This window comes from Kiritimatiellaceae bacterium (assembly GCA_013141415.1).
Lineage (GTDB): Bacteria > Verrucomicrobiota > Kiritimatiellia > Kiritimatiellales > Tichowtungiaceae > Tichowtungia.
This window is the reverse complement of record JABFQY010000003.1, coordinates 357,681-378,206: the sequence shown is the minus strand read 5'-3', so window position 1 is coordinate 378,206 and position 20,526 is coordinate 357,681. Positions and strand designations below refer to the sequence as shown.

Here is a 20,526-nt window from a genome sequence, read left to right as displayed (position 1 = left end):
GGGTTCGAATTTATCCGGGGGCAGCCTGGCGTTGAATCGGAGTGCCAACAATCAGAACCTGACCGGCATAGAATGATTCCCTGTCGGGTGACTGTTTCAGGTGCAAATGGCATTCCATTGCACCTGCATTCAATGCGGCTCCTGTTTACCAGACGGACTTGGCTTTCATCTGTTTTCCGCTGAACCCCATATTGAAAGGAATCGTAGGCGTTAAACTTCCGTCCGATTTAACAAAGTCCAATGCGGCTTCTACGGCGACATTGACGGCCCCTAAGCGATAGTCATCCGGATTTGTGGAATAATCACGATAGGCTATGCCGAGCCTGTTTGTCGGAGAGGCTCCGCCATGTGCAATACGATAATCCGCCATGTATGTATTGAGGTTTGTAATTGCCAGAAGTAACTGCGCCCGGCTGATTGAGATGCCAAAATGCTGACTTGAAAATGTATTGGTCTTAAAACTCACTGAACCAGTCTCAAGCGTGCAATACTTGGTAGCGGGTGAAAAAACGGTGCGAACCATCATTTCTCCGCTTCCCACTTGATAGGCACTCTCTGAAATTCCTCCGGGTACTGCAATGCCGCTGCCCGGCACGTAACTTCCTCGTGTATCGAAAAAGAAAGCACAGTAACTTAGAGGTTGGGCGCTCACTCCAGCCTTTCTATCGATCAAAATAAACGACAAATATCCCCACCCCAGCGATTTGAATGTTTCTCCGCCGGTAACGAGAGTGCTCGAATTGTAGGTTGGAATAGTGCAATCAAACTCGCCCACCAGTTTTGTTGTATTTCCGTAAGCGAATGGTGATGGTTCCGCGTAGTTGGTAAAGGCATAGCAATAGCGAATCGTGGGTTGTTGCCATACCGGCAGAGAAGGAACCTCGTAATGGCGCATGTAGCCGCCCCAGCCAAAACCTGCCGCCTGCATGGCGGACTTCGGTGTATTGTTTCCGTTCATGGCTACCTGACAATTGGTGCCTGGAAAGTAGTTCGTCGCGTGCCACGCGGTATATTGGCCCACATCCCAGGTGCAGACCGAATTGGTTATATAACCCAGGCTGCATGCATAAACATAATATACACCCTTTGGTGGCGGAGTGGTGCCGGTGTCAGCATAAGCTCGGCCGACAATATTGGTTACTTGCGTGGTGGTGCTCATCACGGTGTGCAAAAGTTCAGCACCCTGTACGACTGCGAATGCGGCACAAACACTCATCACTCCGGCTATCCTTTTTTTCATGATCCACCTTTCGTCGCTATGTTTAAGTTTGTATCACCCTATAGCTCTACCCGCTGTTCGCCAGTAGATCGCTCAATCTGAAGCTCGTCTATAATGCTTCCCGTTTTAATCTTAATGTTTTTCGTCAGCCTGTAAAAAGCCGCATGCTCTTCAGGTGGGGCTTGTGTCTGCCGGTTTGGAAAACATTAAAATTTATACGGAAACGTCTATAGAGGAGGCTCAATCATCAATGATATGTACAGCTTGCCATAAGTCCTCATGTTCCCTGACAAAAAGGAGATAGTATGAAGCGTATATGGATGATTCTGGGTCTGATCGTAACGGTTCAATGTGTTTATTCAGATATCACAGTAGACTACTTCAACCGGGCCGACACCGCGAATGCCTCTGCCGCTCAAGTGCCGTCGGTTATCGGTGCAAATTGGAATTCCGACACCGCCTCTACTTGGAAAATCAGTGGCAATAAGCTGGAGATCGTAAGCACAACCGGCGCCGGGACAATTTACAACACCGGGCTGACAACCTTAAATTCCGGTGGAACAAATCAGTTTACGGTTACAGGACTTACTATGCTGGATACAACCTCTAGCTCCGCATCGATCGGCTTGGTTGTTAATTATAAAACCAGCACGAAAACGGGGGTTGTTTTCCGATACAGCGGTATCGGTGATGTTTGGTTTTTGCGTCCCAATGGAACCGCTTTTCTCAGTGTTCCCAGTGCTTTTACACCTGTCCAAAACCGGCCGTACCGGCTGACCGTCTCATCCACAAATGCCAACCAATATGCCTGCGAAATTTTTGACACCGTAACTGAAACGGTTGTCTTTGCAACGACTGCCGTTAATAGCGGCGCAAGTAACAGCTCAGATGGCTATGGGGGATTTTGTGGAACGTCCGGCCTTTGTGACTTTGATGAGTTCCGTCTGAAAAACAGTGTGGGAACCAGGCACATTGATGCGGATCAAAAGGCGCTTAACGGCATTGCCGGAAATATTTACAGTGACACGACCGGCGCGGTTTATAATCAGTTTCAGGTTGTTACTTGGAAGCAGGGCACCGTAACGAATCCAGTCTCGTGGGCTGTTGGCGACTTTACCGGTTATTATCCAGCGGGTACAAAAACGCTCTATCAGGCGGCCAATAGCAATGCGACCTACGGCAAGTCTGCACTGCAGATCAAGGCTTCAACATTCGGCGTGTTTATAAATTCATGGGCTTGTCCGCCTCTGCCTGCAGGCGGAAATAATATCTATGCAAGTTACATCACCTATCGGATCAGCAGTCCGTATCTCTATGCTTGGAAATCTTCTTCTTATGGCGCCAGTGCAACATTGGTTTGGAATTTTGACTCTTCCGTAGACACTCTCAGCGCGACCGGAAGTGCGCTCCCATATACGTTATGCTGTAACTATATGGTCGATACGTCTATTTCAAAAGCATGCTGGCTGAGCTGGCGGTTTTTTGATCCGCGCGGTGATTATATATTTGTCGGAGAAAACATCGGGTGGGACGCCATGACGGCAACCCCCACAGTTCGGACGATGCCGGGCGGTACTCGGTATTCGACTACGATGGGTTACAGCTCCAGCTATAAAACGAACGTATATACGAATTGGGAGCCTTTTGGTTTTTCCGTTTCGCGCAACCAGATTGTTAATATCGCAAACGACCTGAATGCCTATCTGGCAACCACCACAAACACCTATCGTTATTCGACCAATCCCGACGACTGGCGGATACAGTCCGTCAATGTGGCTATGGAGATGGCTTGTCCGAATGGCGAATCCGATGAGCGGAACTGCGGGATGAAGGTGCGGAATATCTATCTGCACAATAAATAGGACGCACGGCATGAAAAAAGCTGCACAGGTTCTGCTTTGTTTTTGGCTGACTCAGGCGGAGGCTCAAATTCCTCTGGGTAACAGCCCGATCGAAGCAGAGCATGTGGCCGGGTATCATCTAACTTTGCTTTGTGACGGCGCAACGGAATGCGCCGGTCTCTCGAATTCGGATACAGGACGAAGCCTGTTGCTCGCGCCTGGGATATCCAAAGAAGGCGTTATGCTGGTTTCGGTATCGCCATCCGCCGGAACCGCCATTGTCGAGCAGGGCGGGCAGTGTTATCGCTTGGCTCTTTCAACAAAAACTCCTCAGGCAGAACAGCCTGCTTTGGTTGAATCGCTGTCCTTGCGACAGGCGTTAATTGTGCGGTTGATCGATCTGCGGGCCGATCCGGAGTGGATCAAAAAAGAAATTGAGGACTATCAGGTTGAAGCCGTACGTGAAGGACAACCCCAACTGCCTTTCAGTTCCGCCGGAGTTGACCAGCGGCTTCATGCCGAAGGATTGCTTCCGGCCTCGTCCGGCAATTATCTGTTTTAATTTTAACACGAGAAAAAGAGATGAACGGGATGCGATAGAGTGAGCCTAAGCAGGAGTTGTAAGTCTAAAACGAACAAATGAAAGGGAGCTGCTATGAATGCGAGCTGTGAGAAATATTCAGCAGAGAAACAATTGTGCGGGATCAAGTCAGTTCACTCCCGGTGTTCCGCGATCTCTTTCGTTGCTGTGATTATTACCGCAGCGGCGCTGCATGTGCAGGGAGCCGAAGTTCTTCATACGCAGATGACAACGGCAACCCTGATAACCAATCTCGTTGATCGGAGCCGGGACGATATACGGGTTGTATCTGAGGGGTTGCCGCGGAATGTGTATTACATGGCGGGCTGGAATCTTACCAACATTGCGACAACGGCGTGCCATTGGAATGTGGGCGCGTACACCGGCTTTGCCCCGGCCAACTACGCACTTGATAGCGATCGTTCTCAAGTGGCTTGCGGGCCCGCTCCGTTTGTAAGGTCGGCGATGCAGGCAGAAAATTTCGCATGGGGAGGTTACATGCGTCACTGGGAGGTTCCCAGTGATGGCTGGCTGCAGCCGAGCCTGCGTTATGCCTATGCCTTTTCAATGGCCACGGAACCTAAACCGTTCACGAATAGCTCCACGGCTAAGCTCGCATTTGAGTTCAATGCCGCGGTGCCGTTATACGATGATTATGGTAAAGCTGAGGGAAGTCGCGCGATTGGTTTTGGGCAAGCGGTCGTTATTTTAATCGACAGAAAAGCCGGGGTGACCCCTCAGGCGATGCACTTCCTCCTCATGTACTTTGATAAGCGAGGGTTTAGCGAAAGAGTTTGTGAAATCGGCAGTGGTGAGATGTCGGTTTTCAGTTATCTTGGAAGCGGTACAAAATACTGTACGCGGCTGGGAACTTCGGATTCAAAAACAACAACTTGGCCTACGCTTCAATCCTTCGGCGTTACAATCAGCCGCGCACAGTTGCTTTTGGCTATCAATGACATGAACGCCTATCTGACTGCCCATCCGACTAATGGACATCGTCAGTATTCCACAAATCCAAATGACTACTATTTGAGTGCGGTCAACGTGGGGATTGAAGCCAGCTTAGATCCTAATAAAGACGGGAGTAAATATCCTTTCAGCATGAGCTATAAGGGGATATGGCTATCCGCCTCAACGATCTATTGATCAGCTTCGAGACGCTGGAAAGGTCGTCAGGGAGATGCTTTTGGCCCGTCTCTAAAGATTGCTGCCGGAATTATCCGGCAGCAATTTGCTTTAATCCTTCGCGCCCCAAACTCCCTCGGCAAAATGTGCCAAAGTTATCCGCACAGGTGACCGGAAACTGCAGCCACCGGCCTTAAAATACGAAAAACATTAAATTTCATACGCAAATACATATAGAGCCGGAACGCCAAGGACTATAAGATGCGTGAGAAATTAAATCATTACGTTCGGGAGCATGATGAAGAAAATAGTTTCGCTTTTAGTCATGATAGGCTGGTGCGCAGGCGTTTGTGCATCGCCGGATTTCCCTGAAACGAGGGTTATTCCGTCCAGTCCTCAAGGCCCGCTTTTTGTTGTGAATGGGAAGGAATTTCCAGCCACGATCTATTATGCCAACAATCAATATCAGCGCGATGAGTTAGCTCTCGAAGGCATGCGCAAGGCGTATGATGCCGGGTTTCGTGTGCTTTCAATCCAGTTGCTGCTGCCGGGCACGGCTTCTTCCAATGAGATTCTCCAAACCTTGGAAAAATTCAGTGAGCCGTTCCCTGATGCGCTGATCCTTCCGCGCGTCTGGATGGGGGTTTCCTCCGATTGGTACAAAAACAATCCGGATCAGTTGTATATGTTCGCGGACGGCAGCACGGTGAAGGACATTGCTTCGCCGGTTTCAGAAAAATGGCTGACGGAAACCGAAGGGCGCATGGGCGAGCTGCTTGATCTGATTGCCGGTTCAAAATATGCCAGTCGATTTATCGGAGTGATTCCTCTCTATTACTTCACCGGTGAATGGCACATGTGGGAGCTGGAAAAATCCGGCGGCTATTCCCCGCTGATGGCAACCGCTTTCCAGCAATGGCTCGCGCAGAAATACGGTTCCATTGATCAGTTGAATGCGGCCTGGGGTTCGGCGCACCATCAGTTCTCGGAAATCAAATTGCCGTCCAAAGACGAGCGCTATAAAGGAACCTTTGGTGTTTTCAGAGACCCGTCACAACAACAGCGTGAAATTGATTTTGCGCTCTTTTTTAATACGCGCTGTCCGGAGCTGATGCTTTCAATCGCCAAAACGATCAAAGAAAAAACCGGCGGGCATTCCCTTGTCGGCTATTTTTACGGCTATCTGTTTGAACACGCTTGGAACGACACCTGGCCGCAGCAGAGCGGCCATCTCGGTTTGTCAAAGCTGCTCGCCTCCCCATACGTTGATTTCTACGGCTGTTCCTATTCCTACAATATGTTCAACCGCAAGTTCGGGTTGCCCATTGATTTTATCAGTCCGCACGACAGCGCCCGGCTGAATGGCAAGGCGGTATTTTTCGAGGAGGATTCCTATACGCATTTAGCGGTGGCTCCGGATTGTGACTGGGCCCCCGGCTGGCCGCAGCGTACGGTTAACTTTGAACAGACCATGGCCGTTTTGAAACGGAATATGGGCGTGACGATTGCGCACGGTGAAATCATGCACTGGCAGGATTTGCTCTCTGACGGGCGCTTTAACGACAAGCGTGTCTGGGAGTGGTACAACAAAGCGTTTGCTTTCCAGCAGGCCCTGCATCTGGACGAAACGTATCGCCCTCAAGTGGCGGTGGTGCTTGATGAAACCTATCCAATTTGGCAGCAGGTTTCGGCTCGCTCGGTTTTTGGCCGCTGGGTCTATGAGACGCGCCTGATGCTTGCGCGGGTCGATGTCACCTGCGGCTATTATCTGCAAAGCGATCTGGATAAAATTCCGGACTCCGTTCGCTGTGTAATCCTTTTAACGCCATACCACATTTCACCGGAACAGAAAGCGGCCCTTCAGACAAAATTTATGAAGGGCGGACGCATGGTGGTTTTCTGCTACCTGCCGGATCTGTTCGATGAAAACCGTCCGCCGGAGCTTTCCGGATTCTGCGGTATAGACCTCAAGCTGCACCGGAAGCCTGTTAATCCCGAATCGCGGCTGATACCCGATACGTTGCTGCCGGGGAAATACAAAAAAGTGCTGGGCGACAACTGCGACCTTTCTTTTATAACAACCTGTCCCGGCACGGTGCTGGCGGATGTGAATCCATATCTGACGGTGTCTGACTCCAACGCGGTTGTGTTTGCCAAATATACAGCAACCGGCGAACCGTCCTGTGCTTGGAAGGTGAAAGAGGACTGGACTTCGGTCTATCTCGGCACATCCCGGCTGAGCGTTGATGTCTGGCGGGCTTTGTTTAAGAAGGCGGGCTGTCACCTCTATTTGGGACAGGTTTCGGACGAGTTTGATGCGCCCGATTTCATTCAAGCGTCCGGAAACTTTTTAATGGTGCAGTCCTTCAGCGGCGGCGCAAAAACAATTTGTCTGCCTGAAAAAGCAGAAAATATTTACCGGTGGGCTGATGGTGAAGGCGGTCTGATCGCGACAAATGCCGTGTCCGTGGAGCTTAAGCTTGAGCCGGGCGTTCCGGAATATATTTACTGGGAGAGAAATCGATGATCAAACACTCAGAAGGGCTGAATGTTGTTCGCCAGCTGATTGCTCTGCGGAACAGTTTGTTTGGATTTTTCAGGCGAAGCCTGTTTATCACATGCGTATCAACGGCAATGTTCGTACAGGGCGGCAGTCCGGCACTGGCAGAAGTGGGGAGAGAAAAATCTTCTGAGCCTGCTTTAAACGCACTGTTCACCGATCACATGATTCTGCAACGAAACATGCCGGTGCCGGTGTACGGAACGGCTAAGCCAAAACAGATCGTCACCGTCGAATTCGCCGGGCAGAAGAAGACGGCAGAAGCGGATGAAAACGGCAACTGGATGGTCAAACTTGATCCAATGAGTGCGTCATCCGAACCGTCTGTATTGACCGTTACTTCTCAAACCCCGGGGTTCAAGCTTCAGATTTCAGATGTTTTGGTCGGCGATATCTGGTTGTGCGCCGGTCAATCGAATATGGCCAGTGTGATGCAAACCTACCCATCACTGAAAAGCGATATTCCTTTAATGCAGGGCCCGGCGGTAAGACTGTTCAAAAGCAAGCATGAGGGGGTCGGCAGTCCAGTCCAGACCGATACGGTTACAATAGATGGCGCTTTCAGCGGATCATGGCAGTCCATGACGCCGCGGTTTGCCGCGCCGTTTTCAGCGACGGCCTGTTTTTTCGGGCGGAAACTTCAGCAGGACACCGGTGTGCCGATCGGCCTGATTTATGCCAATCGTGGCGGTACACAGGTGAATATGTGGCTTCCGATGAGTGCAATGGCAGGCCGTGACGTATATGCAAAATTTCTCAGCAAAAAAAATCCGGAGTGGACGCCTCGGGCGGATAATCCGGGCGCCATCCGGGCGCCATCTTATCTGTACAATGGCACGATTCATCCATTGACCCGTTTTGCTATTCGCGGGGTCATTTGGTATCAGGGCGAATCCGATGATCGAGACATCGCGGCTTATCCGGTCATGTTCAAAGACCTGATTGAAACTTGGAGGAAGGCCTGGGGGTATGACTTCCCGTTCCTGTTTGTTCAGTTGCCTTCTTATGGAGCGGTTTCATGGGATAATACCGAAGAGGCCTGGGCATGGCAGCGCGAGGCGCAAGCTTCCGCGCTCAAGTTGCCGGAGACCGGGATGGTTGTGCTGATTGATTCCGGTGAATATAAAGACATTCATCCGCAGAATAAAAAGTCGGTCGGCGAGCGGCTGGCGTTGCTGGCTGAATCATTAGATGATCAAAAGATCGCCGCCCGCAGTCCGATGATTAAATCCGTTCAATTTAAAGAGGGAAAAGCCTGCATCACTTTTTCGGAAGTCGGTTCAGGCCTTACTGCAAAGAGGGTGGTCATGAACAAAAACATGTGCCTTAAGCAGGGCGAAGATGCAGAAGCTTTTATTGCGGACGCAGACACTCTGGAAGGATTCATGATCTGCGGCGCGGACCGGAAATTCGTAAAGGCTCAGGCTGAAATTATAGGCCCGGACACCGTCCGCATCTGGTCGGATGCCGTACGTTCTCCTGTTGCTGTCCGTTACGGATGGGCCAATTTTTCGCTTTGTAATCTCTATAACGGTGCAGGGTTGACTGCTGTTCCGTTTCGAACAGATCATTTCGAGATGCCGGTGTTTGACCAGGTGCCGGCTTTGGATGACACGATTTTTGAAATTTCAAAGCCGACTTCTGCTTTTTCTGCCGACTTCAGTCGTGACCGGCTTGACGGCTGGCAGAAGAGTCTGCCGCTGAATACGGCTGTAAATGGCGAGATGCTTGAGCTGTTTTTCTCGGAAGGGAAGCCTGTCGTTTTTTATCCGCCATCAGCGACCGTAAAAGAGCAGAATCGATTTTCGGTCGAAACAGATTTTGCGGCCTGTCGGATGCAGGCCTGGGGCGGTATTGCATTTAATTATGTTGGCCCGGACGACTTTTATGTGGTGAGAATCTGCGCCGGAACAACAGAGAGCCAGTTCATCCATTATCGGAATGGTAAGCCGCTCGTACTTGACCGGGCTGAGTCGTCTGGCCGGTTTGAAGTCGGGAAATCGTACCGCATTAAAGTTCAAGGCGTTCGGACTGGTTCGTTTAAAGTAGATGGTCTTTATAAATTTGAAATATGCGAGGCTTCGACTGGACAGATATTGGTCAGCCGCGTAAAGCGTGACGGCGGCTCGGCGACGTTTGGCGGAAGTGTTGGCTGTTATCTTGGGATACCGTCTGCCGAGCCTCTTTTTAAATACAGCCGCTTTGTGTTTTCAGCCGGAAATTAAATAGGGATTTGAATCAACCACCACCAAAAGGAACCAGCATGAGTATAATTAATAAATGGCGCGAAAGATCACGGCGGTCTCCCCGAAAAAAAGACGGCGTGTTGAGCAAAGTTGAAAAAGTTGCCTGGGGTGCGAGTGGCTCATCCGAAAACATTCTCCACAACGCGACCGGTATGATGGCCAATCCAATTCTAAACATTGGGCTTGGGGTCAGTCCTGTGTTGGTCAGTGTCGCATTGATGGTGCCTCGCTTCATAGATGCCTTCGTCGATCCGTTGATGGGGCGTATCAGCGACAATTTCAAATCGCGCTTCGGACGCCGCCGTCCATTTGTTCTGGTTGGCGGAATTCTATCCGGACTTGCCTTTGCACTGATCTGGATGCTGCCGCGCGGCTGGAGCGAAATGGCCACGTTCTGGCTTTTTCTCTTCTATATGCTGATTTTCTTTGCCTGCTTCACCGTGTTTATTGTGCCGTATCTGGCGCTTGGATTTGAAATGAGTCCAGACTATCACGAACGCACAACCCTTATGAGTTACCGGAGCTTTTTCAGTCTCGTTGGTAGCATTCTCATGCAGTGGATCTACTGGGGATGCACACGACCTTGTTTCGTGGATACGGTGCAAGGGATGAAGGTTATCGGCTTGATCCTCGGTGGATTTGTCATTTTAACCAGTGTGGTGACCGCGCTGTTCTGTAAAGAACGGGTCCTTCCGGCCAAGAAGGATGCAGTTGAGCGGAAGATTTCTTTTTATGAAAGTTTCTCGGTGGCCTGGAAGGTGCGTCCGTTTGTACGGGTTGTATCGGTTTGTGTGCTGATTATCGTCGGTCAGCTTTCGATTATGCAGGTTGGTATGTATCTGAATATTTATTATGTCTGTAAGGGCAGTCAGGCTTTTGCCGGTCAGTTGCAAGGTGTGATCGGAACCGGGTATGTTTTAAGCTCGTTACTGGTTATTCCGGCGGTGGCGCATTGCAGCCGGGTCTTCGGTAAAAAAAGAACGTTGCGCAGCCTTATGACCGTAGGAGCAATCGGCAGCCTTTTGTCTTTTATTTTAGTTAATCCCAATTATCCGTACCTTCAGGTTCTTGGACTTTTTCTCGGCGGTCCGGCCACAACTGGCCTTTGGATCATTGCTCCATCCATGATTGCTGATGTATGCGACTATGATGAATGGAAAACCGGAATGCGGCGCGAAGGAGCGTTCGGTGCAGCGTACGGATGGTTCACCAAAATCGGCGGATCTGCATCCATACTGGTTTCCGGCCTCGTGCTGGTAATGACCGGATTTAAAGTGTCGTCAGGGGCAGGCCAAGATGCCGGAACCATTTTATGGATGCGCATCCTGATTGCGCTGGTTCCTGCCGCCACGTTTATTGCGGCCAATCTGCTGTTGCGGAAATATGAAATCAGCGCCGAACTGGCAGATCAGATCAAAAAAGAACTGGGAGAAAAGGCATGAAGCGCTGGATGAGTGGCTGTGTCGCTGCCGGAACGTGTTTGGGCGCGGCCGTTTCTGTTGCGGATGCGGCGGAGAAGCCGTTTAATTTTCTCGTCATTCTGCTGGATGATGCAGGCTGGCGGGATTTGGGGTTTGCCGGGAATTCGTTTATTGAAACCCCCAATATGGATTGTCTTGCGGCTCAGGGGATGCGCTTTTCCACGGCGTATTCCGCCCATCCGTTTTCCGCTCCCAGTCGGCAGAGTCTGATGACGGGTCAGTGGCCGGCCCGCACGGCCTGGATGCAGCGCTCCGAAATGAAAAGCCCTGACGCACCCCGCATCGTATCGCCTTTTTCTCCTTATGGAGCTCCGGCGTGGACGCAACGTCGTCCGGAGTTTACCAGTATAGCGGAGGCTCTGAAATCAAAGGGGTATGCGACGGGGCATATTGGCAAGTGGCATTTCGAAGTCGGTGAGATTACCCCTGAGAGCGAGGGGTTTGATGTAAATTTTGGCGGCAGCACCCATGTCGGTGCCGTCAAAAACTTTTTCGCGCCTTATGAAGGATTGCCCGGCAACGTGACTGCGCCGCCGGGTGAATACCTGACCGACCGTCTGACTGATGAAACGATAAAGTTTATCCGGCAGAACAAAGACCGTCCGTTTTACGTCCAGCTCTGGCATTATGCCCCGCATACACCGATCATGGCACCAGAGGCTGTCGCTTCCAAGTATCGGAAAAAACGGCAACAGATGGGCGACTATTCTCTCAATCCAACATATGCCGCGATGATTGACGTGGTGGATCAGGGCGTCGGACGTATTCGTCAGGAATTGGAATCGCTGGGCCTGAGTGATAACACGGTGATTCTGCTGACGTCGGATAACGGTGCTCAGGCCACGCTGGGGTCTGTGCCGATTACTTCGGTTGCTCCGCTGCGCGGAGAAAAAGAATATATGAATGAAGGCGGGGTTCGTGAGCCGATGGTGGTGTTTTGGCCAGGACATACCCGAACGGGATCGTCATCAGATCAACCGGTCAGTCTGATTGATTTCTATCCGACGATTCTTGATATCGCTGGGGCGGCGCTGCCAACGAATCAGCTGGTCGACGGGCTTAGCCTGGTTCCGCTCTTAACATCTGGGGATCAGACGGCGCTGCGGGAGCGGGCTCTTTTCTGGTATGAGATGAAAAGCAGTGCCATGGAAAATGGAAGTCTGATTCTGCCCGGCGCGGCTGTTCGTAAAGGTTCGTGGAAGATGATCAAATTTTTTGGTCGCCCCCTTGAACTCTACAATTTGGATGCCGATCCGTCGGAGTTGAAAAATCTGGCGGAGCAGGAGCCTGAGCGTGCAAAGACGTTTGAAGCGTTGATTGATGGCTGGCTGACTGGAACCGGAATTGCACAGCCACAACCCAATCCCGCTTATAATCCGGATTATGTCATTCCCCGACAGATTGAAAAAAGTGAAATGCCAGCCAACACGAAGGAAGTTCGTTCGTGGACTTTTGATTCTGGAATCGGAATGTGGCGAGTCGGCCGGATGATAAAAACCGAAGTGAAGAACGGTGCGCTGCAAATGCATGCCGACGGAGTTTATCCTGAAATCGTTACCACGGATGTGGCCGGGTTATCCAGCGGAAGTTATGTTGTGCAGATGGATCTTCGCGTGGCTACCAGCGGACGTATCCGTTTTTCGTGGAAAGGGTCGGACGGAAAGCCTGGAATTGTCGAATTTTTCCCGCAACGCGATGGCGAATGGCATACCTATACCGCTGTTTTCCAAAGCGATTTACCGCTGGCGGAACTCCGGCTGGCCGGGCCGACTCACCTGCGCGAAACTGGCCATTATGATCCGGCAACACAGCCTGATTATATTGAAGTCCGAAAAATTGAGCTGATGACGTTTAACCCCGTTAAGTGAGGACTTTGAAATGAGATGCAGCGCACATCCATTGAAAGTGATGGGCCCGATTTTTTCGACCCTGCTCGGGGTTGGACAGGTACAGGCCGGCGACGCGGTGGCGGTTCGCCAGCCGAATGTCGTCGTGATCCTTACGGATGATCAGGGTTTTGCTGATCTAGGGGCACAAGGAATTCTTAAAGATATTCAAACTCCGAATATTGACCGGCTGGCGCGGGAAGGGGTGCGCTTTACGCACGGCTATTCTACAGCACCGGTTTGCGGGCCGTCACGGGCCGGCCTGTTGTCCGGGCAATACCAAGAGCGGTTCGGAGTCTATGATAATGCCGACCTGCCGTTTAATTACAAAGGGCCCTCTTTGCCGCAACGCCTTCGTGCGTCTGGGTACCGAACCGGCATGGTTGGTAAACTTCATCTCCCGATTAACGGCGATAATGGCGATAATCCCAAGTCTTGGGGATTTGATGAATTTTTTATGAAGCACGGAGATTTCGTTAATGCTCCGAAACGGATACTGGCCACCCATTCGTTGACGGGGGAGTTTTTCCCGGAAGCTAAATGGATTGAGGTCGAAGGGTATCGTACGGACAACCACACCGAAGCGGCACTTCAGTTTATTGACCGCAATAAAGCGGAACCGTTTTTTCTCTATCTGGCCTATCTCGCTCCGCACACCCCGCTGGAGGCGCCGCAGAAATATTTGGATCGTTTTCCAGATGCCAAACCTGAAGCTCGTCGTTATGCACTGGCGATGATCTCCGCGATCGATGACGGAGTCGGACGGATAACGGATCGTTTGAAGGCGCTTGAGCTGGACGAAAATACGCTGATCTTTTTCGTTAGTGACAACGGTGCGCCGCTGAAATGCCGCGATCGGAATCTTCCGGTCAGCCAGCTGAACCTGTCGGAATGGAACGGATCTCTCAATACGCCCATGACGGGCGAGAAAGTTATGCTCGCCGAAGGCGGCGTTCATGTTCCATTCATTGCCTGCTGGCCAAAAGTTATTCCTGCCGGGCAGGTTATCGGCACACCGGTCATTACGCTCGATATCGCTGCAACAGCGCTGACGTTGGCCGGTTCGGATACGCAAAGCCTCGACGGAGTTAATCTGATGCCATTGCTGACTGGCCGGACAAACGAGTTGCCTCGCGAATACCTTTTCTGGGCATTCGGCGGGCAGTCTGTGGTTCGTAAGGGGAATTGGAAAATGATTACCACACAGACCAGCGGTGACTTTCTTTTTTCGCTGGCCGACGATTTGTCAGAGAAGCGCAACAGAACGGGTGAATACCCGGAAGTTGCCGCAGAATTAAAGGCCGAACTTGCTAAATGGCAGGCCGGATGCGGTGCGCGCAAACCGGTTCGTCCGGCTCAGCTGGAGCTGGAAACGCGGTTATATCGCGACTATTTTGAAACATTAATAGAGAGACAGAAATGAAGAAAATCCTACTAAGCGTTTGGTTTGTAGCAAGTGTTGTATGGGGACAGGTTCGTGATGACGGTTGGCGTTATATCGTTCAGCCAACGGCGCGTACGGTCGTGCGCGGCGGTGTTTCTGCCGGTAAGAACTTATCATCAGGCGAACCGCTGGTTGTTCAGCGCGGGGCGACTGCAGATGAGTGTAGCGCCATACTGATCCGGTATGATTTGTCTGAAATGCCGCTGGAGACATCGCTGAACAGTGTCATTTGGTACAAGGGAAAAGCTTCAGGCCCCGGATCAAATCCTTCGTTTGCGATTTATGGCGTCGATAATGATTGGGATGCCAATGCTGTCTGCATGAATACACTGCCGCGAAAAATCGAACGGATTGCCGAAGTAACCGTTAAGCCGAATGTGAACGGCCCGATTCCATTTCCAGTCAGCAGCTATGTGAGGCAGCACATCAAAGACGGCAAGGTCTCTTTTCTGATTGAAATGTACAGTGCTCCCGGTTTTTCTCAGGCAGTTGAGTTTTCCGAAACGCCGTCTTTGACCGTAGCTAAAGCGCAGACCCCGGCCTATCAACTTGCCGATTTGCTACAGCCGGTTTGGAAAGGTCTTCGTATGGTGAATGAAACGGCCGCACCCACGTCGTATGACGGTAAACCTGCGGAAGCGAATCTGGCCTTTATTCCTTCAAAAATTATCAGCGTGAAAAACTACGCGCTGGACAAGACGTATGAGGCAGGAAAAGACTACACTGTTGAGGGGCGTACCATTCGGTTGGTTCCCGGAAGTGCCATTCCATTTTTTAACTACAGCGATTTGTATCACAATGACCCGCAAGCCAAGCCGGGTGCTATGAAAACGGTGGATGGCGGCTATTTAACTTTCAGCGAATCTGCCTATTTTAACGACAAACAGCTGGCGGTCACTTATGAACATGCCGAGCCGTGGGCCGGGCCGGTTCCCCTGTCAGCCGAAAAGAACCTTTCCAAAACTTTTGCGAAGCTAAAGGCCAAGCAACCGCTCAAGCTGGTTGTTTTTGGTGACAGTATTTCGATTGGAGCCAGCGCCAGTGGGAAAGGTAACCGCGCCCCGTGGATGCCGATCTGGGCTGATCTGGTGGCAGATGAGCTGGGGCGCGTTTATGGTTCGACTGTTGACTTAATGAATCCGTCGCTGGGCGGCATGCGTGCGGATTGGGGAAAAGATACGGTGGATGGGTTGGTCTCTTTCCAAAAGCCCGATTTGGTTATTCTGGGGTTCGGCATGAATGACGCAGGGAGTCCCTTTGCCGTAGAACAGTTTGTCGCCAATACGCAGGCTATGATGGACTCCGTCCGTAAACAGAACCCGTCGGCGGAATTCATTTTGCTGATGTCTTTTCAGCCGAACAGCAAATGGCGCAGTTTAGATCTGATGACCGAATACCTTGCAGCCTTTAAGAAATTGGAAGGTCCTGGTGTCGCGGTTGCAGATATGTGGTCGATGCATGGCTATCTTCTCCAGCACAAAACCTACTGGGACATGACCGGCAACCACGTCAATCACCCGAACGACTTTTTAGTGCGAGTTTACGCTCAGACTGTTTTAGAAACATTGGGTGTCGAGTAATTTGTCGGGAAGCATAATTTCTAGAGTCAGACGCCGGATCGGATGGAGAATGGTTTCCATTTCGCCACAGGGAAGCGCCAAACGGGGTGGCGATGGTCGCGGAATTGCCGTTCCCCCCGGAGGCAAGGCGCTCAGCGGGAAAGATAAACGGCTGATAGCGTTCGGCCAGAGCAGCCAGAGAAATTCCCCGGGTTGCCGTTAATTCAATAAGGTGCATTATCTTGGATTAGTAGGACTTCTTAATCCAAGTTCTGGAGGATGCCACGAATCTCGGCGGATTTTACATTTCTAAAATGTAAGAGGCTGTTTCAGCCGAAAAGCTCGCTGGTTCGTTGAAAGTGAATCACGGACGCTACTTCCAGACCGGGCTGAAGTTCGCCGCTTGCTAAGGCCTAATCAGTAGTCTTTAGCGAGCGTTTGATTTGCTTGTCGCTACGCCTGATAATTGCATAGTATATTTTTGACGTTTGCGAGCGGTGGAGACATTCTCCAACGCGTTGTATGTCAGGGTTGTTTGACGTTGTAGGAATACAAAAAATTTAACGGGTAACTACTTAGGGTTATAAGTCTAAAGATAAAAAGTTATAAATCGTTTAAAACAAACAATTTAAGTGCAATTACCCCGGTAGCTCAGCTGGATAGAGCATCGGATTTCTAATCCGACGGTCACAGGTTCGAATCCTGTCCGGGGTACCATCTATCTCCTTGGTATTCAGTACCATGGAGATTTTTTATTTTCTAGAATTTCTCTGACTCGCGGGAAATGTGGCCAAAAGTGTGGCTTTGGCCCATTTGATTTCCCGCCTTGTAGCAAAGCAACGCATTGCGTTTACAACAAGGAGACGAGTCATGGGACTGGAACTGAGAAGAGATAAAAAGCACAACCTCCGCTCAAAATGGTGGTACGGCAGATACATGATTAACGGCAAACGATACTTCACAAATCTGAATGTGGAGGTAAACGGGAATGTGCCGAAAAACATACGCAAGAAGGGTGACATGGCCTTTGAGTGTTCAAGAACATTGGCTTCCGCCAAATTGAAAGAGCTGATCGCTGAGGCGCATAGTCACAAGGCGGCCGAGAAGCACCTGCAGGAGCTTTACGAGCTCAAAGCTGGAGAGTCGCTCACTCAGATATCAATTTCAGATATTGCCCATGCAAAATTTTTGCCTCCGGATCGGCGAGGGCGGTCTTCTGCCCGAGACGAAGCGCAGCTCGTTGTCATGCGCGACTTTATTTCCTTTATGCAGGAAAACTATCCGGCGGTAACGTTTGTGTCCCAGGTCAACAGAATCATGGCACAGGGCTGGTTGTCTTCCTTGGAGGCTCAGAAGAATTCCGCGCGAACCTACAACGACAAAATGTATGTCCTCAAAGGGTTTTTCGAGCGTGTTGGTTCTGAGGCCGGGGTGATCAGGAATCCTTTTGCCGGCTGTTTAGCGAAGGTTAAAAAGACCGTACATCGGCAGCCGTTCACTCAGGAAGAATTGACAAAGATTCTGAATCACTGTGATGCCATTATCCGACCGGTAGTGCTGACGGGCATGTGCACGGCCATGCGCCGGGGGGACTGTTGTCGGCTCAAATGGGAATCGGTGGATTTTGATGTCGGGTTTGTAATGGTAAAAACATCCAAAACGGGTGAAATGGCCGAAATACCGCTGTTTCCTGTTCTACGGGCGGAACTGGAAAAACTCCCCCGCACCAGCGAGTACGTTTTTCCGGAAGCCGAAGAAATGCTCCGGGAAAACATACACGGTCTCACGTGGCGGTTTCAGAAGGCCTTGACTGCTGCGGGCATTAAAAACACCCACATAGCTAACGAGAACGCCAGTCAGCGATCCAGCTTGAAGGACTTCCACTCATTACGGACGACGTGGATCACCATGGCGCTGTCGGCGGGCGTACCGATGGAACTGGTCCGCCGCGTCACCGGCCATTCAACGGTTGAGGTAGTTTTAAAACACTACTTCCGCCCCGGTCGCGAAGCCTTCCGGGCCTCGCTGGGTAAGGCCCTGCCCAAACTGCTCACCGGCGGAGAGGAAGAAGAAAGCCTCGACCTGCCCGAGGAAATATTGAAACTCGACAAAGAGGCGAAATCATTGAAACCGGAAGAGGTCGTCAAAAAACTCAAGGCGCTGGCAAAGAAGGTTGCCCGCATGACGAAAGCCCAAAAAGCCGCCGCCGTCCTCGCCGCCTGAGTGGGGTGGTGAAACAAGGTGAGCAGAGCCCAGTTTGATATATCAAACTTTTTGAAAAAAAAGTGAAAAAATCTTTCGTAGGCGTTTTCACCACAAAAGCGGAAAATAGTTGCATGCCGCAACATCTTAAAATACCTTTATAAAAAAGGAGGTCATCTATGGCTACCAACCCAATCGGAAAAGGCACGCAGACCATCGGAATCAACATGCCCAAGAAAATGGCGGAAGAACTGGAACGTCGCGCCGACTCAATGCACATTTCCAAAAGCAAATACTGCAAGATCGTACTCGGCGAATGGATAAAGTCCGGCAAGAAGCTGACCCTCGGCGAGAAGTAGAAGGATCGCACCCATGCCAATAGGAAAAGGCACCAAGACGATCGGCGTCAATTTTGGTGTAAAAATGGTCGCTGAGATCGAAATGCGTGCGGCCTCAATGAACATTTCGAAGAGCCAATACTGCGAAATCGTCCTGCGTCGGTGGATTGCTTCGGGAAACAAACTGACGCTCGCTGAAAAATAATCAGCCGCCGCATGTCCCGCACGCCTTGCCTTCATCCTTGGAGCAAGGCCGTCCGTTCTTCGTGTTATTGAAATACTTGCACCGGCTGTTGTGCCGGGTATTGCCGTTCGTATTCAGCCAATAGCCGCCTTCTACGGGCTGTTGCAGCGAAGTTTGGGGCTGCGCCCGAGTCTCAGCCTTGCCATCGGCGCGGAACTCCCACGGAGGCTGAGGAGCCTTGTCAGCCCACAGCCCCAGACTCCGCGAACGCGCCGCCTGTTCCGCATCGGACAGCCGGGAATCCTTTGAATAGGCTTTGTAATGCCACGCCCAGCCTTCGGCCACCATTTCCAGATTGATCCAGCGTGCGCCAAGGTACAGATCGGCCACCGTTCGACCATAGCGGTCTTTGGACTGCTCTTTGACCTCTACGGTTTGCCCGAACACCTTGTCGGAAAGAGCCTGCTTGGCTTTAGTGCCAAACGCTTGAGACTTTTCCGGGGTGTCTATGCCGGCCAGCCGGATTTTTACCTGCTGGTTGTCTGCGGTCAGCACCGTGCAGGTATCCCCGTCTGAGATGCCGACCACCTTGGCGGGGTATCCGAATGCTACGAGGGTGAATAAAAGCGGCAGTAGAAAACAAAGCGTCTTTTTCATAATAGCCTCAATCAATACAATCAGGGTGCGGAACGGTCAGCGGATAAAACATTGTCCCATTCACCTTCCATATCACGTCGAGAAGCAGGTTTATGATTAAGTTTTCGTGAACAGTCAGCTTCGAACCTCTAGTGCCCGCAACATTCAGAACACACTGCTTGGGCGGGCATGCTTCGTAATCCTCATAATCGTTCATTTCCGGATCACCGTTGAGCCACACCTTGACCTCTTCGGCGGCCTGACGAGAAGAAACAGTTTCAAAAGCAATATGATGCCACGGCTTCCTATGCTTCATGCAGAACTCAAGGGTTCTCAGGGAGCCGCCGGTCAGTCGTTTCGGCGTGATGATTAAAGTGGCATCTGAATCCACCACGTTTGCCTCCGTGCGAACCAGATAATCAGCGGAACCCGTCTCTTTGAGGTGGTATTGTGCGGGAATAACGCCGTATTCAGACTTTCGCCCCTTTGGGCACCACCCACCATGTGGAATACTGCAATGGATGGCGGTAGCCAGTGCCGCTTGATCTACGCCGGTTTGCCCGCCCGAGACTATTTTTATAATCGGCATTTGCAGGCAAGCTACAACGGGGCAAAGCGGCTGACAAGAAAACATGCTTTTAAGCCAGTGGTATTGGAAACTATTTGGAGCGCAGACTCAATCGGTGACTCTCCGCGCCCATTTTAGAGCATCGGAAACGGTAGGGATTTCCTGCCGCAGGCGGGCAAGAACAACTTCCTGGCTGTCTAAGCATTTCTGCAGGGCTCGGAGCGCATTGTCGCCCATTTCCCTGCTACCGAACAATTCACTGTCCCGTTCGGCGAAATCCAGACCCGTCTGTACGGCAGATCGGTTCAGCATGTGACCCAGATCGTAACCGGAAAGCAGAAGGCGGGAGTGCCCGAATTTGTCCACGCAGAGATTCTCAAACCAGAGCGGGGAGTTGTACAAAGAATCCACCTTGAGCAGTTCCAGAAGTTTACGCTCGCGAGAAAGCATGGCGGTAATATCTTTTTGGGGGACTCCGCAGACCGACAGGTGGATCAGCTTGCCGAGCAATACGGCATACCCGTCCGAATAATCCTTGGCAACGGGCAGTTCAAACTTTTTCTGGTAATTCATCACCGTCGGGACGCTCTGCCCGACTTTCTCCGCCAGCTCTTTCAGTTTCATGGGCTTCTTATGCCCCCAAGACGGGCAAGG

16 protein-coding genes and 1 tRNA gene are annotated in these 20,526 nt (G+C 51.2%); 13 read left to right on the top strand and 4 right to left on the bottom strand.

Annotated elements, in window-relative coordinates:
• Positions 1 to 145: 145 nt before the first annotated feature.
• Positions 146 to 1,240, bottom strand: a complete 1,095-nt coding sequence (locus HOO88_05875; protein ID NOU36278.1) for a hypothetical protein — start codon at positions 1,238 to 1,240, stop codon at positions 146 to 148.
• A 299-nt stretch (positions 1,241 to 1,539) separates the two neighbouring features.
• Between HOO88_05875 and HOO88_05870 the strand changes: the two genes are divergently transcribed.
• From HOO88_05870 to HOO88_05810, 13 genes are all read left to right on the top strand, one after another.
• Positions 1,540 to 3,081, top strand: coding sequence for a hypothetical protein (locus HOO88_05870; GenBank protein ID NOU36277.1), 1,542 nt, complete (start codon positions 1,540 to 1,542; stop codon positions 3,079 to 3,081).
• Between the two features lie 10 nt (positions 3,082 to 3,091).
• Entirely contained in the window at positions 3,092 to 3,622 is a 531-nt protein-coding gene (locus tag HOO88_05865; GenBank protein ID NOU36276.1) for a hypothetical protein, read from the top strand.
• A 93-nt stretch (positions 3,623 to 3,715) separates the two neighbouring features.
• Positions 3,716 to 4,789, top strand: a complete 1,074-nt coding sequence (locus HOO88_05860) for a hypothetical protein (protein NOU36275.1) — start codon at positions 3,716 to 3,718, stop codon at positions 4,787 to 4,789.
• Positions 4,790 to 5,063: 274 nt separating this feature from the next.
• Positions 5,064 to 7,295, top strand: a complete 2,232-nt coding sequence (locus HOO88_05855; GenBank protein NOU36274.1) for a family 14 glycosylhydrolase — start codon at positions 5,064 to 5,066, stop codon at positions 7,293 to 7,295.
• Entirely contained in the window at positions 7,292 to 9,553 is a 2,262-nt protein-coding gene (locus HOO88_05850; protein ID NOU36273.1) for a hypothetical protein, read from the top strand. Before HOO88_05855 ends, HOO88_05850 begins: the two co-directional genes overlap by 4 nt.
• Before the next feature lie 38 nt (positions 9,554 to 9,591).
• Positions 9,592 to 11,016 (top strand): hypothetical protein, encoded by a 1,425-nt coding sequence (locus tag HOO88_05845; GenBank protein NOU36272.1) that lies wholly within the window; start codon positions 9,592 to 9,594, stop codon positions 11,014 to 11,016.
• Positions 11,013 to 12,923 carry a sulfatase gene (locus tag HOO88_05840; protein ID NOU36271.1) on the top strand — a complete coding sequence of 637 codons (1,911 nt, stop codon included), beginning with the start codon at positions 11,013 to 11,015 and terminating at the stop codon, positions 12,921 to 12,923. The genes HOO88_05845 and HOO88_05840 overlap by 4 nt, the downstream gene beginning before the upstream one ends.
• Before the next feature lie 10 nt (positions 12,924 to 12,933).
• Positions 12,934 to 14,364, top strand: a complete 1,431-nt coding sequence (locus tag HOO88_05835) for a sulfatase-like hydrolase/transferase (protein ID NOU36270.1) — start codon at positions 12,934 to 12,936, stop codon at positions 14,362 to 14,364.
• A gap of 845 nt (positions 14,365 to 15,209) precedes the next feature.
• On the top strand, positions 15,210 to 15,965 hold the full coding sequence (locus tag HOO88_05830) for an SGNH/GDSL hydrolase family protein (GenBank protein ID NOU36269.1): 756 nt from the start codon (positions 15,210 to 15,212) through the stop codon (positions 15,963 to 15,965).
• A 619-nt stretch (positions 15,966 to 16,584) separates the two neighbouring features.
• A tRNA-Arg gene (locus HOO88_05825) sits at positions 16,585 to 16,661 on the top strand.
• A gap of 153 nt (positions 16,662 to 16,814) precedes the next feature.
• Entirely contained in the window at positions 16,815 to 18,167 is a 1,353-nt protein-coding gene (locus tag HOO88_05820; GenBank protein NOU36268.1) for a tyrosine-type recombinase/integrase, read from the top strand.
• Positions 18,168 to 18,325: 158 nt separating this feature from the next.
• Positions 18,326 to 18,505: a hypothetical protein gene (locus HOO88_05815; GenBank protein NOU36267.1), complete on the top strand. Its 180-nt coding sequence runs from the start codon at positions 18,326 to 18,328 to the stop codon at positions 18,503 to 18,505.
• 13 nt (positions 18,506 to 18,518) lie between these two features.
• Positions 18,519 to 18,689, top strand: coding sequence for a hypothetical protein (locus tag HOO88_05810; protein NOU36266.1), 171 nt, complete (start codon positions 18,519 to 18,521; stop codon positions 18,687 to 18,689).
• Here HOO88_05810 and HOO88_05805 read toward each other — a convergent pair whose 3' ends face one another.
• From HOO88_05805 to HOO88_05795, 3 genes are all read right to left on the bottom strand, one after another.
• The gene (locus HOO88_05805; protein ID NOU36265.1) at positions 18,690 to 19,325 is read right to left on the bottom strand and encodes a thermonuclease family protein; all 636 of its coding nucleotides are present in this window, start codon (positions 19,323 to 19,325) and stop codon (positions 18,690 to 18,692) included.
• A 7-nt stretch (positions 19,326 to 19,332) separates the two neighbouring features.
• Positions 19,333 to 19,887 (bottom strand): hypothetical protein, encoded by a 555-nt coding sequence (locus HOO88_05800; protein NOU36264.1) that lies wholly within the window; start codon positions 19,885 to 19,887, stop codon positions 19,333 to 19,335.
• A 93-nt stretch (positions 19,888 to 19,980) separates the two neighbouring features.
• On the bottom strand, positions 19,981 to 20,496 hold the full coding sequence (locus HOO88_05795; protein NOU36263.1) for a hypothetical protein: 516 nt from the start codon (positions 20,494 to 20,496) through the stop codon (positions 19,981 to 19,983).
• Positions 20,497 to 20,526: the final 30 nt, after the last annotated feature.

Bases quoted from the DNA above. Each gene is read 5' to 3' on its own strand.
- HOO88_05865 (NOU36276.1), top strand. From the start codon at position 3,092: ATGAAAAAAGCTGCACAGGTTCTGCTTTGTTTTTGGCTGACTCAGGCG.
- HOO88_05845 (NOU36272.1), top strand. From the start codon at position 9,592: ATGAGTATAATTAATAAATGGCGCGAAAGATCACGGCGGTCTCCCCGA.
- HOO88_05810 (NOU36266.1), top strand. From the start codon at position 18,519: ATGCCAATAGGAAAAGGCACCAAGACGATCGGCGTCAATTTTGGTGTA.
- HOO88_05860 (NOU36275.1), top strand. From the start codon at position 3,716: ATGAATGCGAGCTGTGAGAAATATTCAGCAGAGAAACAATTGTGCGGG.
- HOO88_05795 (NOU36263.1), bottom strand. From the start codon at position 20,496: ATGAAACTGAAAGAGCTGGCGGAGAAAGTCGGGCAGAGCGTCCCGACG.
- HOO88_05805 (NOU36265.1), bottom strand. From the start codon at position 19,325: ATGAAAAAGACGCTTTGTTTTCTACTGCCGCTTTTATTCACCCTCGTA.
- HOO88_05835 (NOU36270.1), top strand. From the start codon at position 12,934: ATGAGATGCAGCGCACATCCATTGAAAGTGATGGGCCCGATTTTTTCG.
- HOO88_05830 (NOU36269.1), top strand. From the start codon at position 15,210: ATGAAAACGGTGGATGGCGGCTATTTAACTTTCAGCGAATCTGCCTAT.
- HOO88_05850 (NOU36273.1), top strand. From the start codon at position 7,292: ATGATCAAACACTCAGAAGGGCTGAATGTTGTTCGCCAGCTGATTGCT.
- HOO88_05815 (NOU36267.1), top strand. From the start codon at position 18,326: ATGGCTACCAACCCAATCGGAAAAGGCACGCAGACCATCGGAATCAAC.
- HOO88_05870 (NOU36277.1), top strand. From the start codon at position 1,540: ATGATTCTGGGTCTGATCGTAACGGTTCAATGTGTTTATTCAGATATC.
- HOO88_05875 (NOU36278.1), bottom strand. From the start codon at position 1,240: ATGAAAAAAAGGATAGCCGGAGTGATGAGTGTTTGTGCCGCATTCGCA.
- HOO88_05820 (NOU36268.1), top strand. From the start codon at position 16,815: ATGGGACTGGAACTGAGAAGAGATAAAAAGCACAACCTCCGCTCAAAA.
- HOO88_05855 (NOU36274.1), top strand. From the start codon at position 5,064: ATGATGAAGAAAATAGTTTCGCTTTTAGTCATGATAGGCTGGTGCGCA.
- HOO88_05840 (NOU36271.1), top strand. From the start codon at position 11,013: ATGAAGCGCTGGATGAGTGGCTGTGTCGCTGCCGGAACGTGTTTGGGC.